We start from the raw sequence: 13,881 nt of genomic DNA on the forward strand, positions 1-13,881 counted from the left end.
TGCCGCCAGGGGCGTCGGCGGCCCCCGCCGCCTCCGTGCTGCGGACCAAGGCCGAGGGCACTACAGCCGCGCGCCGCCCAATCCCCTTTCGCAGATTTCTCACCTGTGCCCGCGATCTGCGCGGGCGTCCGCGGCACTGATCGTCGGTCACGCTGTTGCGGCATGCTGCTCCGGTGAGGCACGGATCGCTGGCGATGAATTCCTAACCTGCTGTTCTAGCGCGTATTTGTGGTTCGTCGACACAACGTCGATCTTTCGTTCGCGTTTCGTCGGGACGCCGGCCGCAGGACGGCGCGAGAGTGCGGATTCCCCGTTCCGCAAGGTCTGCCATGACGATTCGCCACCTGTTTCCCGCCGCGGCGCTGCTGTTCGCGGCCCCCTCTCTCTGGGCTGCTCCGGCGCCCTACAGCCAGGGATTCCGCCATCTGTTGCCCTGGGCGGAGCACGCCGAGCCCGATGTGGAAATCATCTACGGCGGCGTTGACCTCGACGGCGACCAGCGCCGCGACGTCGTCATCGCGGCGCGCAGCCAGCCCTTGACCCTGATGTCGAACGTGGCGCCCGGCCGGTTCGTTGCGCGCAATCTGGGAACCTACGAGACGGCTGTTTCGTTTCTTGCTGCTGCCCATTTCAACAACGATCCATGGATCGACCTTTTCCTGTCTGACGGCCGCTCCAGTCGCGTGCTGTTCGGCCAGGGCGCAGGCCTGTTCGTGCCAGGTCCCCATCTGTCGCTTGGCGCGGACGCCATGGCCCTTGTGGACTTCAACGGGGACGGCGTGCTGGATATGGTCGGCACCGAAAACGGAATTACCGAGCTGGCGCTCGGCCAGGGCAATGGCGCGTTCCAGTACGGCGGAAGTACGTCGGCCTACTCGGGAATCCCCTACGTTTCCACTGCCGACGTGACGGGTGACAACCGGAAGGATTTGCTGTCCGGCGCTGGCGCCGGAGTGAGCCTTGTGCGCTACCAGCCCGGCTCGCCGTCGATGGTGCGCACGGACCTGTCGTTGAACTTCAACGACGACAGGATCGTGCAGCACCTGCACGCCACGGACCTTGACAGGGACACCAAACCGGATGCCCTCGTCGGCACCGTTGATCTGGCCCGCAACAGCACCCTTCATGTGCTGGCCAATCGCCTCGGTGCGCCCTCTTACCTGACGATGCTGGCCACTTCCTATCCTCTGGTGGGCCTGTTTACGGAAGAAGTGACGCACTCGATCACCGGTCTCCAGGCGACCGACTACAACCGCGACGGCAATCCCGATGCGGTCGTCGGCCTGTATGCCGACGGGTGTCGTCCCGGCAAGTTCCGCCCGAACTGGGACGAGGCCTGTCCGTCGGTGGCGCTCTTCCCTGGAAACGGCAACGCCACGTTGGGTGTGCCCGTCACCATCAACGGCGGCGAGCTGCCGAAGGGAGGCGTGGTCGCTGATGACTTTGACGACGATGGCATCACGGATTTCGCCTTCTTCAGCACCCGTCGCAGCGCATTTGTCGCGTATTTCACCGATCTCGCGCAGGACCAGATCTGGGGCGACGGGTTCTCCGAGGTGTGGGTCAGCGAGCGCTGACGAATCGCGTCACATGTCCTTCCTCTACTGAACGGTTCGCAGCACATGATCCTGACACCTGAAATGCTGGTTCTGGCAGCTTCCTTGCTACTGGAGAATACGCAGCCGATCTCGCAGGCATCCGTCTGCTATCGCGGCATCGTCGAGAAGCGCACGGCAATCGTGCTTGACGCGACAAACGTCGTGGAGTTCGGCGTATTGCGCCTGGATACGCCGGTGGATTTCGCCGGCGAAGAATCGGATCCATCCGGCGCGGTCCACGCGCCGCAAACGCGCGACCTGCAGTTGCGAGGCGGCGTTGAAAAGATCGCGCTGCACTATGTCGGCACGCGTGTCGCTGCCTGCGGCAAACTGGCGCCGGCGCGTGAAAGAACCGATCTGACCGAAGTCGTACTGCGCGCCGATGAACTGGTGCCCGAACCGAACAAGGCGTCGCGCTGATTGCCGTGAACGCTTAGCCACCTGCAGGAACCGGGTCAACGCAGACCCGGTTCCTGCACGCAGGACACCGCAGATACTAACGATTTCCGCTTTTGCGCACAGACCGCGTTTGTGCAGTCACCTGGTTCCCAGGTACTACACGAGGAGTGTGTCATGGTGCGTTGGCTGGCGGGTGCGGCATTGGTCCTGGCTTCCCCATTTGCGATGGGTGCCCAGTGTGAGTTCACCGTGGAAGCATCGTGGGTGCACCCGATGCAGCCGCTGTCGATGCGCAACCAGGAGGAGTTCTATTGCTTCCTGATCGGAGCCAGCGGCAATTTCCGCGGGAGTGGTGAATCGGTTTTCATGCGCGGTAACGGGTTTGGGCGCTGGGTACTTGGTGGCACATCCCAGCAGGAGGGGGTGACGGCGCATGGGATCTGCGCGGCAAAGGGGTGCTTCACCTCCGCCAGCGGCGGCACGGCGCGATGGCATTCGGAGGAAATAACCGCACTGTCCAGCGCCGATGCGCCGGATTTTCCCTGGGAACACTGCTGGGCCGGCATCCACGACCAGCGGCCCGCCTGGTGGGGTGATGCATTCACGGTACTCAATGGCATGCAGGGCCGCTTCGACGGCCTGGGCGAATTCGTCAGCGTGCAGCAGACGTCGCAGCCGTTCGAGGCCTCGCGCGTCAACGCCAAGCTGAGCGCATGCACGGACGATTACCTGCGTGCCTCGGCGCATTCGTTCTTCGTCGGCACGCCATCGAGCGGAAAGCCTGCGCGTTTCGGTGGGCCCGGCGGGTTCGGCAACGCGGCACAGGTCGGGGAGTTCACGGTCTCGGCAGCCGGTACGACCATGAGCACCGTGATGATCCCGACCTGGGCGGGGATGTGCTATTTCACCGAGATATCCGGCAATTTCCGCGGCGGCGGTGAATCGGTTCGCATCACGGCGCAGACCATCAATGGCGTCAAGCGCTGGGTACTCAAGGCCTCCCACGCCAATCCGAACGGCCTGGTTACGGCGCGGTCGCGATGCGTGTTGTTCGCACAGAACTGAACGAAAGGGGCGGCAGGTCCCCTGTGGGACGAGGACCTGCCACCGTCACGCAGCAGAACCACGCCTGATCACTGCCCGCACTGTTCCCCGGTATGAACCAGTGACAACCGGAGTGCCACAGCATGCTCGATCTGGACGACGTACCCGTCGGACCCCTGGCGCGAGGCCTGTTGCTGATCGTTCGGATAGTGTGGTGGCTGGCGTGGGAGATCTGTCTCGTGACGGTGGGCTGGTTCGTGGGCTGGCCCATTTGCCGGGCGCTGACGCTGGGGCGGTTGCCCGGTGCCCACATCACCGAATGTGACGATGTCGCGTGCTGGCTCCAGGTTGCAGTGGCGCTGGTCGGCCTGGGCACGCTGGCAGGTTTGCTGTTCCTTCTGCCCGGATATGCCGGCTAGCCCGGTAGCGGTAGCAAGCAAAGTCTGCGCAAGCCGCGGTCTCGCCGTGCTCAGACCCTTCCCGATGATCGTGTATGGTGGCGGTTTCTCCATAGCAGGTGAGCTTCATGCCGGGACCAGCCAATGCGGGCCTGTTCATCTACGCCAAGGACCTTGATCACCTGGGCGGCTTTTACGAGACGGTCTGCAGCATGGCGGTACTGCACCGGTCGGACGATCTGATTGTCCTTGAATCGCCGGATATCCAGCTCCTGGTCCACGCCATTCCGGCATCGATCGCGGCGGGCATCACGATCACCGCACCGCCGCAATGGCGCGAGGAAACACCCTTGAAGTTCTTTTTCACCGTGCCGGACCTGTCGAAGACGACGGCGATCATCGCCGGCCTTGGCGGCGAAGTCGCCACGCAGCGGTGGAGCGGTCCCGGCTTCGTCGCCGTCAATGCCTGTGACCCCGAAGGCAACATCTTCCAGTTGCGACAGAAGACAGGCTGAGCGCGCGTCAGCCGATCTCGAACGAGGTCACCCCGTACTGCCGCCGCAGGGGTGTGTCCGGTTGCGGGCCGGTATACATGCGTGCCGTCTCGAAAACCATCCGCATGCCGTGTCGCCGCGCCAGGGTCATGGCGGCCGGGTTGACTTCGGGAACATCCAGATAAAGAACGTCGGTGGGCGCGATACTTGCGCGCAGCGCACCGAACAATGCCTCGGCATCCTGTTCGGTGTCCGCCGCCAGCGGCCCGATCTTTCCGCCGGACACACACTGCCGCCAGACAGCGTAGCCCGCGAGACGCCCATCGCGGAGGACGCCAAGGGCCGTCGCCTGCGGTTGGGTAATCCACGCTTTCAGAAAGGCGGGCCGTGCCACCGGGAAGAAGGGGCGTTCATAGGCCGCCAGTTCGTCAAACGGGACACCGGACAGGTCGACAATGGACCGGTCGCGCGAGCCATCCCCTGATCCGTTGCATTCAAATCGGATATTCCGGTACGCCAGGTGAAAACCGTGCTTTGTGTAATTGGACTGTTGTTCCACGACGCCGTCCAGGCCGACGTTGCGCCCACGCAGCCGTTCCATGGCTGCGCGGAAGACGGCCAGCCCATAGCCTCTGCCCCGGTGCGCCGGATCGACGATGAAGAAGCCGATAAACCCGAAGTCCTCGCCGTAGCGCATGGCGGAAATCGTGGAATAGATCTGTCTGCCGAGCTGGCCGACGAGAAATCCGTCGGCATCGGCGGCGAGATAGCAGTCCACATCGTGCAAACCCGGGTTCCAGCCCTCGCGTGCGGCCCATGCCGCGGCAGTGCGGGCCTGCTCCGGTGTCGCGACCTGTACCGCATAGGGCGTGGTCGTCACGGCGGACTCCTCATTCAAGGGGCTTGGCGGGTGTCGTGGCTGCGTCGTTGCGCTGGTGCTCGTCCAGGGCGGCGCGAATGGCTTCGGGTTTCGCGGCGGCATGGGTTCCCATTCGCAGGTAGCGCAGCGCCTCGTCGCGCTGACCATCTGCGACGAGGCGGTCGGCGAGCGCGAGGTAGGCGCGCGTTTCGCGCGGCTGCAACGCCAGTGCCTGGCGGTAGTCGCTGATGGCATCTTCGTCGCGGCCCAATGCGGTGTGCACGTGGCCACGCGTCACCCAGGCAGCGACGAGATTCGGGCGCAGGCGGATCGCTTCGGAAAGTGCCTCGCGCGCCTGCGCGTGACGCTGTAGCGCGTGCAGCGCCAAGCCGAGATTGAACTGGAACTCGGGGACATCCGGCGCCGATTGCGTCGCGGCGAGAAAATCCGGCACGGCATTGGCGACGTCGCCCGACCCCATTCGCGCGACGCCCCGCCACGCGGTGGCCAGCGCGTTTCCCGGTGCTTCCGCGAGCAGGTGCTGTGTGGTCTGCAGGGCCCGGGCAAAGTTCCGCTGCCCGAGCTGGAATGCGGCGATATCGAAATGCGGTGTCAGCGATGCCGTTTCTGTGGCAGCGGCCAGCCGGGCGAGGTGTGCATCCGCACCGTGGCCGGCGAGGTCTGCCCGCAGGATGGCCAGCGTGCGGTACAAGGCATCCGTGGCGCCGGCACCTGGTTGTGGTGCGAACGGCTGGACATCTTTCACATCCGGCGTGGCCTCGCGCAATTGTGCGAGCAGGTCGCCGCTGCGGGCGCGCGCGATGTGGTGGTCAGTCATCGTGACGTGAACCACATCTTGCGTGCGACGCCGCGGCATGTGGCAGCCGACGCAATTCTCCGGCGTTGCAGTGCCTTTCACCGCGACACTCTCGGCAGGGTGGGGTTCGTGACAACGCCCGCAGGTGGCGTCCACGGACGCAAGACGGGTGTCCTTGGCCAGGGGGTGGTGCGGATTGTGGCAGTCGATGCAGGTGATGCCACCTTTCTGGTAGCAGTCGCTTTGCATCAGCCGGTAGGCGTGATGATTGATTTCGAAGCGTTCCGTCGCGGGCTCGCCGGTAACGGTTTCCATGTGGACGAGATAGTCATCCAGCGCCTGTCCCGGCCGGAAGCTGTAATCGCCGCGGTCCAGTCGTCGCGGGCCGATCACGGCGACGGCGGGCAGAAGGTGACACTGGAAACACACGTCGTCGCGGCGCGCCGGGGCCAGTCGTGCCGGATTGATGATGCTGGCCCGGATTGTCTCGACAGGCGCATTCGCGATGACCTGCCGCACATGCACTGCGCCCGGTCCGTGGCAACGCTGGCATCCCGTCCCTTCCGGAAGCGCGGCCGGAAATACCGGCGGCGCCCAGTGTGCATCAGAGCCGGTGGGCTGCTCCGGATAGGCGTTGTGGCAGAACAGACATTCGCGACGGATGCGCCGTGTCAGGCCATCATGGTCGGCGCGGTCATAGCCCGGTGCCATCGCCAGGCGCTGCTCCTGCGTGTACCAGGCAATCGGCAGCTGGTACAGCTCGCCACCCGGCGTGCGGTAGAGGTAGACGCGCGAGCGGTGTCCGGAACCCAGGATCCAATCCACGCGCTGGGAAAACGCATTGATCGGTTTTCCCTCGTCATCCCGTTGCCAGCGCTTGAACAGCAGCACTTCGCCGTTCCAGGTCAACGAAAAGTGACTCTTCGACGGCGTGTGCTCGAATTGCGTGCGCGCAAAATCTTCCACCAGCGCCGCGGCCGACGGGCGCCGGAACGATTGCGCCATGCCCACGTCCTGGTAGCTGGCGTAGGTTGCCGGATGGCAGGTGGCGCAGCCGGTGTCGGCGATGTGGCCGGCTGCTGTGCCGGTGCCTTCGCGCAGGTGCAGCAGCTGCAACGGATCCGCTGCCACCGTGGCCAGCGCATTCGCGGCCGTCCCCAGCAGGGTAACCATGCACCATCGGCGCAGGCGGTTCAGTCCTTGCGTGCGTTTCATCAGCGCACCCGGATGGAATGGCCGGCGGGTTCGCCGGGCGACACAGCGTCGCCGATCCTGCCTCATCTTGCCAAGCGGCCGGCCGCGGTATCCGCCGGGCTGGCGCGCATTCTACAGAATGGCGCATCGCGCACTCCGGCGGCTCGCCCTGTCCGTTGGAGTAAAGGGGGGCGTGTGATGATGGGGCTCGAGCTCCGTCGCGTGCTGTTCCTGGGACGTATCGCTGGGTTGTTGGAAGACATCTGCGTCGCCCTCTATCGGCTCGGTGAAGTCATTCAACCGAAATTTCGCGCCGTGACTACCTCAGCATTCGCCCGCTGTGCAGCGAGCCAATGACACAGCGTCTGATGTGCCTGGCTGCACGGATCGAGGAATGCCATGTGGCTGGTATCCGACAGTTCCGCCAGCGTGACCGGATCGCCGTGGCTGGCGGCCAGGGCCACGTAGTCCCGCGACAGCTGGACCGGAACGGCGGTATCCTCCGTGCCGTGCGCGATCAGCTGCGGAATATGTAGCGGAAGTTGCGCATGCGGCGATGCGGTCCGGTAGCGCCCGGGAACGTCCTGCGGCGAGCCACCCAGCAATTGGCCTGCTGCTTGGCCGCCGAGGGCCAGATGGTAGCCAGCGGTGAGATCGGCGATCGGCGCAAGCCCGGCGACGGCGCGCACGCGAATGCGGGGTGCAGCGCGACTTGCGCTCCACAGCGCCAGATGGCCTCCGGCCGAGTGCCCCGCCACGAACACCTGGTCCAGATCCATCGAGATGCCGTCGGCGTGCAGCAATGCCAGGTGATCGATCGCCGCGCCGACGTCGTCGAACGTACCCGGCCAGCCGCCGCCTGGTTCTCCGACACGCCGGTAGCCGATATTCCACACGGCATACCTGCGTCCGACGAGGTCCTGCGCCACGGCTTCCATCTGGTCGCGCCCGTAGGGTGTACGCCAGAATCCGCCGTGCAGCAGGCAGACGACCGCTGCGGCGTTTCCGTCGGGCAGGTACAGGTCGGCGGTCTGGCTAGCCGTGGAGCCATACCGGTGGGTGGTCGGGGGGAGGGTATCGGCATGTCGTTCCGTGAATGGGTAGTGGCGTTGTGCCGCGACGCACGTCGCGCGCGCCGGCTATGGCCGTTCGCAGGCCGTGGTTTCCAGCCGCAGGTTTGAGAACAGGCCGCTGGCCACGGGCTTTCCGTCTTTCATCGCATCGAATCGCATCGGCCACCAGATTCCGCCAATGTCCCGGTAATCGTGCTCGACACTGACTGTTCCGTCGTCAAACCTGTTTTCGACAATGCGGTGATGCGCGTCCAGGCGGACGTCGAAGGCGTCCTGCCCGGCGGGGAAGAGTCGGATCCGATGTGTGTCCTGCCATTGCGCGCGGGTTGCCGGATCGCGCAGCAGGCGCAGGAAATGCGTGGCGGCGTGGGCGCGCAACCGCGCGGTGGTGGCCTCGTCCAGAGGGACGTTCGTGCCGTTTCGGCGAACGCCATTCCCGGTGGGTGAGATCCACGACAGGCTGCCGTCCGCCGTGTTGCGAACCACGAGCGTTCCGGTGCCCGGTTCCAGACAATAGTCGCCTTCGCGCAGGCGACTGCCATCCGGCCGGGAGACGGCCAGGTGGTAGTGGACGGAAACCGTCCGGGCCAACGCCTTTTCTCCGAAGCCCTTGCGCAGGATGTGCAATGGATCGCTTTCGGTGGAGGCCGCCGCGACGCTCAGGACGGCAAGACAGGTCAACGCGGTGACCCACTGCCTGCGTGGCGATTGCCGATGTTCCGGGCCAGTCATGCGTGTCATTCCTTGCTGATGGGGCGCTCGCGAGGCGAGGTGGATACCCGACCGGGCAGAGGCGAGTTCCCTTTCACGCTGGACGGCGTGTTGCCAGGTCTCGTGCCTCGGTTGGAGCGGTTGGGGCCGCTGCGACTATGATGCGCGGCACACTCACCGGAGAGGGCACCCATGGTTCGTCTTCCTGTCGTGCTGTTGCTGCTGGTTCCCGTATTCGCCCAGGCTGCCGATACGGCAAAGCTGCTCAAGCGCACCGAGCGGGGCGAGACACGTGACCGAATCAATGCGCTCAACGACCTGGGCGACGCCGATGCGCCGGCCGCGGTCACCCGGGCGACCGAATGGCTGGAATCACAGACGGATGCGCGGCTTCGCGCCGCCGCGGCGCGCCTGCTGTGGGACCACAAGGATGCCGCCGCGCCAGCCGAACCCGCGTTGCGCCGCGCCCTCGACGATGCGGATGAAGAGACCGCGTATGCAGCGGTCGGCGCGTTGGATGCCATGGGCGTGCCGGACGCACAGCTGCGCAGTACCCGCCTGCGTCTGGCGCGGCAGGCACGTGATGCCTACTACGCCTTCTACGCTGCGCGGGCTCTCTATCCGGATCCGGACCTGCCCCTGGCCAATGTGCTCGATGTTGTTTTCGATGCGGTGGATCTGTCCAAGAATGAAGACGCGCTGGACTTTTCGGCGCGGCATGATCTGGGCGATGCGACCTACACGCTGCTCGCCCGCGTCGCGAAGGAAAATGGCCGCGAAGGATTCTCCGCCCTGGTGGATGCCTTTGCGCGCGAGTCGCCGGCGGTGCGCTACACCATTTCGCGGGTCATCGGATCGGTACCTGTCGAATCGGGTGATCCAAAGCGCATTGCCGCGCTGATGACGGGCGCCCGCGCCGACGTGCGCGGATTTCTGCTTGCGGCGCTGGGCGGCTACGGTGCGCGCGCCCAGCCGGCGCTGGACGTCATGCTTGGCGAGTTGGCGCTGAACAACGAGCCGGCGGTCCGCAAGGATGCGGCCAGCGCCCTGTCGCGCGTGGCCGACGTACCGGGTGCGCTGTCGGACATGCAGAAGGCGGGCAGCTGGCGCACCCAGGTCGAGACGCGCATCGCGCCCGCCCTGGCACGTCTGGTCGTTGACGACCCGGAGCCGGCCGTACGCACGGCAGCGGCGGAGTCCCTGGAGCGCCTGCAACTCTGGGGGGCGCCCGCCGCATCGGTGGTTGCGCCGGTCATTGCGCGGCAGGACGACGCGGCTGCGCGGTTGGCGCTGGTGTCGGTGTGCAAGTGGGCACGTGGGACACCGGGTTTTCCCCGTGAGGTGCTGGAGAAACTCGCTGCGTCCGATCCGGATACCTATGTCCGCCGTGACGCCGGGGATGCCCTGCGCGCGGCCAGTCAGTAACGGAAAGTGGGGCAGCGTGGTGGCGATCGCAACAGTGCACGGCGGTGACTGCGGTGCCACCGGCGCGTGGCCGGGTGTAACCTGTCATCGCGTGCATTGCCGTTGTGGTCGGTCAGTCGATCGCCTTTGCGTCGCAGACGCTTCACGACGTCCCTGATGTCTCCCTTCCACTGGATCTCGGGAGTGCTTTCATGAATCGTGTTCCAGCGTTGTGGATATCGAGTGTCGCGGCAACTCTGCTGGGGCTGTCCACGGTGGCATCGGCAGTGCCTGTTCGGTGGGTCATCATGGACAGCCGCTTCGAGGACGGCGGCGTTCTGTCCGGCACCTTTGTGTTCGACGCCGACACCCGCCAGATCAGCCAGTGGAACGTCAGCGTTTCCGGTGGCGGCGTCGTCGCGTTTCCGCCGTTCACCTATGACGAGGCCGCGGCCAGCGGCGTGTATGAAGGCGGCTACGGCAATCCGCAGGATTCGGTCATACTGCAAAGCCGGACCAGCGAGCGCCAGTTGCGGGTGACGCCGAACGCCGCGTTCACCAACGCCGGCGGAACCGTGCCGATCAATCTCAACACCGCGCAGGACCACTCTGCCGGCCTCGAGTGCTACAACTGCGGCCCCGCGCGGATCATCGTCTCCGGCAATTTCGTCGGCACGCCGGTCACGACGGGTTTTGTGCTGGCGCCATCGATCTCCGGCAACTGGTACGACCCGGCGCAGAACGGTCATGGTTTCCAGATCGAGGTCCTGCCCGGTGGCGTGGCGACGGCCTTCTGGTTCACGTTCGACAACGCGGGTAATCCTGTCTGGATCAATGCCGCTGGCAGCATCGGCGCACAGACGATTTCGATGGATGCGCGCCGCGTACTGGGCGGTCGTTTTCCGCCGAACTTCAATGCCGCGACGATCACGACGCCCGTGTGGGGCACGCTGCGCTTTGCGTTCACCGGCTGCAACAGCGGATCGGTCACGTGGACGACGGTCGATCCCGCGTTCACGGCATCCGGCACGATGGTGCTGCAGCGGCTGACATCGATCGAGGGGCTTGCCTGTCCGTGATTCGTCGGCAAGACCGCCCGGGCGGATGAGGCCTAGAAGCCGTACTGGCCCTGCATCATGTGCTTTCCAATGCGCCAGGCGTTCTCCCATTCGGCGGGAGACGCCTGGAACATCACCATCCACAGTTCGTCGCTCTTGTCATCGGCGACGAGCGCATAGCGCGCGATGACCGTCACCTCGTCAGTCAGTTTCACGCGCAGCTCGTGGATCGTTCGTGCGCCATCACTGCGCCGGGATTCGGAATCCACACGGCCGATCGTCTTGAACTCGTTGGCCATGGCGCGCGCAGCAGCCGATGCCGGCCGGCTGAAACGTCGTGACGCCTGAGGGTAATAGGTGACGAGCAGGGCGGTTTCATCGGCCGGCCTTTTGCCACTGAAGCCGTTGGCGTTGATCGCCAGCACGAACTGGCCCTGGCCCTTTTCGACGATCGAGGACCAGCCATCGGGCTTGAGGAATGCCGAGCGTCCCCGTTCAAACCGCTCCCAGGACATGCCGGCGGGCGCAGGTGGAAGCGCAGCGTGCGCCAGGGACGTGACAAGGAAGGCAAGCAACAGAACGGTTCGACGCATGAGCAAGACCTGGTTGGACGGGGAGGAGGTGCCGATGCCGGATATGGCGTCGGTCTGTCCGGTACTGAACGCAAAAGCGGGTTGGCAGATCCCGTAGCCCCATCGCATGACAGGTTGTGCATCGGCGTTCCGTCCTTGGAGATACCTTCCACGACGGTCAGCCATCATGCGTACGTTTACCCTGGGTCTGATGTTCCTGCTCACCTTTCCCGCGGCCGCGGCGCCGCCTGCCGGTGAGATGGCGCTGATCGAAAGAGGGCGGTACCTGCTCGAGATCGGCGGCTGTCACGATTGCCACACGCCCGGCTATACGATGCAGGGCGGCAACGCGCCGAAAGACGCCTGGCTGACCGGTGACCGCCTGGGCTGGCAGGGCGCCTGGGGCACCACCTATGCACCCAATCTGCGCCTGCGCCTCAACGATATGGATCTGTCGACCTGGGTCGCCTTTGCGCGAACCATGAAGTCGCGGCCGCCGATGCCGTACTGGGCGCTCAACCGGATGAGCGAGACCGATCTGAGCGCGATCTGGCACGTCGTGAAATGGCTGGGCAAGGCCGGTGATCCGGCTCCCGCCGCATTGCCTGCAGGTGCTGCGGCGGCCGGGCCGGTGGTGCGATTCCCGGAACCGCCGCCGTCCGCGAAGACCAGCCGTCCCGACTGACACAGACGCGGGCAGCAACAGACGCGCTACGCAAAGAGTATCGACCAGATAACCAGGACCGTCATGGCGACGACGATGGCGCAGCCGGCCATGAACACTTTGCGGCGCACCGGCACGATGTTCGACCCGGTGTGGATATACGCGTGGACGATGCGACTGCCGACGAACAGCCAGGCCAGCGCCTGGGCGAGCGGACCGGTTGTGCCCAGTTGCCACAGCATGATCGTCAGCACGTAGAAAAGGACCGGAACCTCGAACTGATTGCGGATGTTGTTGTTGACCTTCTGGACGCTCGCCGGCCAGGCATCGTCATAGAGGCCGCGGCGCTCCGGATCGACCTGTCCCTCCCGCACGGCCTTGGCCTTGGCGGCGGCGAGGCGGACGTAGACCGCGATGGTGAGCAGGACCTGGGCAAGGGCCGGCAGGAGGATCAGGTTGCGGCTCATGTGGTTGGCCGGTTGGGAAGGATCGCCGGATGGTCGCACGCGCCGCGGCCGGCGTGCGGGATAGCCCGGAAGTCATCCCCCGACTTTCGTCACTTATCGGTGTTGTAGGTCACTAGCACACTAAAGCTCCAACCCGAAGGAGCCTACGCATGAACAGAACCTTGTTGTCGCTGGTGCTGCTGTCCGCTGGTCTGGCGGGCGCGGTCTCTCCGGTCCTGGCGCAGGAGCGCGCCGTGGCGTCCACCCACGCGGCCGCGTCGGTCAGCGTTCCGGACCCGGCGCGCCAGATCACCGACCTGGCGCAGAAATTCCGAGCCGGCGACTTGTCCGGCCTGGCCCAGAGTGTGGTGCCGCCGGAGAAGTGGCGCGCTGCCCGGGCGGCATACGAGCGCAAACGTGCCGAACCGACCACTGAAGAAGACCGCGCCCGCTTTGCCGAGAAATTCGCGCGTATCACCTCTGCCGACGCCGTCGACCAGTTCATGGCAGACATCGAACCCAAGCTCGCCCGGGCGCGTCCGCAGCTTCCCGGCGCCCTGCTGATGGGGTTCGGCGCCATGGCGATGGCGATCGACTCGCCGGAAAGCGACCTGACGCCTGCCGAGCGCGCCGCGCTCAAGAGCGCCATGCCGGGCCTGCAGCGCTGGGCCAACGGCACGGATTTCCTGAGCTCGGCCACGATGCGGCGCGCAGTGGGGCGGATCGTCGATGCGGCCCGCAGTACCGGAATCACGGACATCGACCAGCTCAAGTCGCTGCCGCTGGAAGGCGTGCTCGAACGCGCCGCGCCGGTATTCACGGCAGCCAAGGAAGCCGTGGGCTACTACGGTATAGACCTGGATGCGATCGCGGCGACGCTGAAGGTCGACGTGCTGAATCTGGAAACAGCGACCGCGCGGGTGCGCACGACGGTGACCGTGTTCGGCGCCCCGGTGAGCAGCGAGCATGACCTGGTGCTGGTGGAAGGTCGCTGGTACGACAAGGATGCGCTGGTCCATTTCGACGAGGAGCTGGACGACGACGTCGAGAGCTGAGTCGCGCGGGTCGGACGCAGGTGCGACGCGGCGCCTGCGTCCGCCGATGCCGGCCGCATCGTTTTCACGCGGTATGCGCCAAGGTTGTGCACTAT

15 protein-coding genes are annotated in these 13,881 nt (G+C 65.5%); 9 read left to right on the plus strand and 6 right to left on the minus strand.

Annotation, left to right across the window (positions count from 1 at the left end; genetic code table 11):
- Nucleotides 1-329: 329 nt before the first annotated feature.
- The 5 genes from N4264_RS11220 (at nt 330) to N4264_RS11240 (ending at nt 3,954) form a co-directional block, all read left to right on the plus strand.
- Nucleotides 330-1,577 carry an FG-GAP repeat domain-containing protein gene (locus N4264_RS11220; protein ID WP_261697123.1) on the plus strand — a complete coding sequence of 416 codons (1,248 nt, stop codon included), beginning with the start codon at nt 330-332 and terminating at the stop codon, nt 1,575-1,577.
- Nucleotides 1,578-1,622: 45 nt separating this feature from the next.
- On the plus strand, nt 1,623-2,018 hold the full coding sequence (locus N4264_RS11225; protein WP_261697124.1) for a hypothetical protein: 396 nt from the start codon (nt 1,623-1,625) through the stop codon (nt 2,016-2,018).
- Between the two features lie 153 nt (nt 2,019-2,171).
- Complete coding sequence (locus N4264_RS11230) at nt 2,172-3,062, plus strand: hypothetical protein (RefSeq protein WP_261697125.1); 891 nt, start codon at nt 2,172-2,174, stop codon at nt 3,060-3,062.
- 122 nt (nt 3,063-3,184) lie between these two features.
- The gene (locus tag N4264_RS11235; RefSeq protein WP_261697126.1) at nt 3,185-3,460 is read left to right on the plus strand and encodes a hypothetical protein; all 276 of its coding nucleotides are present in this window, start codon (nt 3,185-3,187) and stop codon (nt 3,458-3,460) included.
- Nucleotides 3,461-3,567: 107 nt separating this feature from the next.
- Nucleotides 3,568-3,954 carry a VOC family protein gene (locus N4264_RS11240; protein ID WP_261697127.1) on the plus strand — a complete coding sequence of 129 codons (387 nt, stop codon included), beginning with the start codon at nt 3,568-3,570 and terminating at the stop codon, nt 3,952-3,954.
- A 7-nt stretch (nt 3,955-3,961) separates the two neighbouring features.
- On the opposite strand, the gene N4264_RS11245 is transcribed toward N4264_RS11240, so the two are convergent.
- The 4 genes from N4264_RS11245 to N4264_RS11260 all read right to left on the minus strand — a co-directional run bounded on the left by N4264_RS11245 (nt 3,962) and on the right by N4264_RS11260 (nt 8,608).
- On the minus strand, nt 3,962-4,813 hold the full coding sequence (locus N4264_RS11245; protein ID WP_261697128.1) for a GNAT family N-acetyltransferase: 852 nt from the start codon (nt 4,811-4,813) through the stop codon (nt 3,962-3,964).
- A gap of 10 nt (nt 4,814-4,823) precedes the next feature.
- The gene (locus N4264_RS11250; protein ID WP_261697129.1) at nt 4,824-6,824 is read right to left on the minus strand and encodes a tetratricopeptide repeat protein; all 2,001 of its coding nucleotides are present in this window, start codon (nt 6,822-6,824) and stop codon (nt 4,824-4,826) included.
- A 275-nt stretch (nt 6,825-7,099) separates the two neighbouring features.
- A complete protein-coding gene (locus N4264_RS11255; protein ID WP_343232005.1) occupies nt 7,100-7,825 on the minus strand; it encodes an alpha/beta hydrolase family protein in 726 nt (241 codons plus the stop codon).
- 117 nt (nt 7,826-7,942) lie between these two features.
- Nucleotides 7,943-8,608 (minus strand): hypothetical protein, encoded by a 666-nt coding sequence (locus tag N4264_RS11260; RefSeq protein ID WP_261697130.1) that lies wholly within the window; start codon nt 8,606-8,608, stop codon nt 7,943-7,945.
- Between the two features lie 171 nt (nt 8,609-8,779).
- On the opposite strand from N4264_RS11260, the gene N4264_RS11265 reads away from it, so the two are divergent.
- Nucleotides 8,780-10,012, plus strand: coding sequence for a hypothetical protein (locus N4264_RS11265; protein WP_261697131.1), 1,233 nt, complete (start codon nt 8,780-8,782; stop codon nt 10,010-10,012).
- Between the two features lie 191 nt (nt 10,013-10,203).
- On the plus strand, nt 10,204-11,070 hold the full coding sequence (locus N4264_RS11270) for a hypothetical protein (RefSeq protein ID WP_261697132.1): 867 nt from the start codon (nt 10,204-10,206) through the stop codon (nt 11,068-11,070).
- Between the two features lie 32 nt (nt 11,071-11,102).
- On the opposite strand, the gene N4264_RS11275 is transcribed toward N4264_RS11270, so the two are convergent.
- Nucleotides 11,103-11,642 carry a hypothetical protein gene (locus N4264_RS11275; protein WP_261697133.1) on the minus strand — a complete coding sequence of 180 codons (540 nt, stop codon included), beginning with the start codon at nt 11,640-11,642 and terminating at the stop codon, nt 11,103-11,105.
- A 166-nt stretch (nt 11,643-11,808) separates the two neighbouring features.
- Here N4264_RS11275 and N4264_RS11280 point away from each other — a divergent pair, with 166 nt between their 5' ends.
- The gene (locus N4264_RS11280) at nt 11,809-12,306 is read left to right on the plus strand and encodes a cytochrome C (RefSeq protein WP_261697134.1); all 498 of its coding nucleotides are present in this window, start codon (nt 11,809-11,811) and stop codon (nt 12,304-12,306) included.
- 26 nt (nt 12,307-12,332) lie between these two features.
- Here N4264_RS11280 and N4264_RS11285 read toward each other — a convergent pair whose 3' ends face one another.
- Complete coding sequence (locus N4264_RS11285) at nt 12,333-12,752, minus strand: MAPEG family protein (RefSeq protein WP_261697135.1); 420 nt, start codon at nt 12,750-12,752, stop codon at nt 12,333-12,335.
- 149 nt (nt 12,753-12,901) lie between these two features.
- Here N4264_RS11285 and N4264_RS11290 point away from each other — a divergent pair, with 149 nt between their 5' ends.
- A complete protein-coding gene (locus N4264_RS11290) occupies nt 12,902-13,786 on the plus strand; it encodes a hypothetical protein (protein ID WP_261697136.1) in 885 nt (294 codons plus the stop codon).
- Nucleotides 13,787-13,881: the final 95 nt, after the last annotated feature.

Source organism: Tahibacter amnicola (genome assembly GCF_025398735.1).
GTDB lineage: Bacteria > Pseudomonadota > Gammaproteobacteria > Xanthomonadales > Rhodanobacteraceae > Tahibacter > Tahibacter amnicola.

Coding starts and splice junctions, on each gene's coding strand:
- N4264_RS11220 (WP_261697123.1), top strand. CDS start 330: ATGACGATTCGCCACCTGTTTCCCGCCGCGGCGCTGCTGTTCGCGGCC.
- N4264_RS11225 (WP_261697124.1), top strand. CDS start 1,623: ATGATCCTGACACCTGAAATGCTGGTTCTGGCAGCTTCCTTGCTACTG.
- N4264_RS11230 (WP_261697125.1), top strand. CDS start 2,172: ATGGTGCGTTGGCTGGCGGGTGCGGCATTGGTCCTGGCTTCCCCATTT.
- N4264_RS11235 (WP_261697126.1), top strand. CDS start 3,185: ATGCTCGATCTGGACGACGTACCCGTCGGACCCCTGGCGCGAGGCCTG.
- N4264_RS11240 (WP_261697127.1), top strand. CDS start 3,568: ATGCCGGGACCAGCCAATGCGGGCCTGTTCATCTACGCCAAGGACCTT.
- N4264_RS11250 (WP_261697129.1), bottom strand. CDS start 6,824: ATGAAACGCACGCAAGGACTGAACCGCCTGCGCCGATGGTGCATGGTT.
- N4264_RS11260 (WP_261697130.1), bottom strand. CDS start 8,608: ATGACTGGCCCGGAACATCGGCAATCGCCACGCAGGCAGTGGGTCACC.
- N4264_RS11265 (WP_261697131.1), top strand. CDS start 8,780: ATGGTTCGTCTTCCTGTCGTGCTGTTGCTGCTGGTTCCCGTATTCGCC.
- N4264_RS11270 (WP_261697132.1), top strand. CDS start 10,204: ATGAATCGTGTTCCAGCGTTGTGGATATCGAGTGTCGCGGCAACTCTG.
- N4264_RS11275 (WP_261697133.1), bottom strand. CDS start 11,642: ATGCGTCGAACCGTTCTGTTGCTTGCCTTCCTTGTCACGTCCCTGGCG.
- N4264_RS11280 (WP_261697134.1), top strand. CDS start 11,809: ATGCGTACGTTTACCCTGGGTCTGATGTTCCTGCTCACCTTTCCCGCG.
- N4264_RS11285 (WP_261697135.1), bottom strand. CDS start 12,752: ATGAGCCGCAACCTGATCCTCCTGCCGGCCCTTGCCCAGGTCCTGCTC.
- N4264_RS11290 (WP_261697136.1), top strand. CDS start 12,902: ATGAACAGAACCTTGTTGTCGCTGGTGCTGCTGTCCGCTGGTCTGGCG.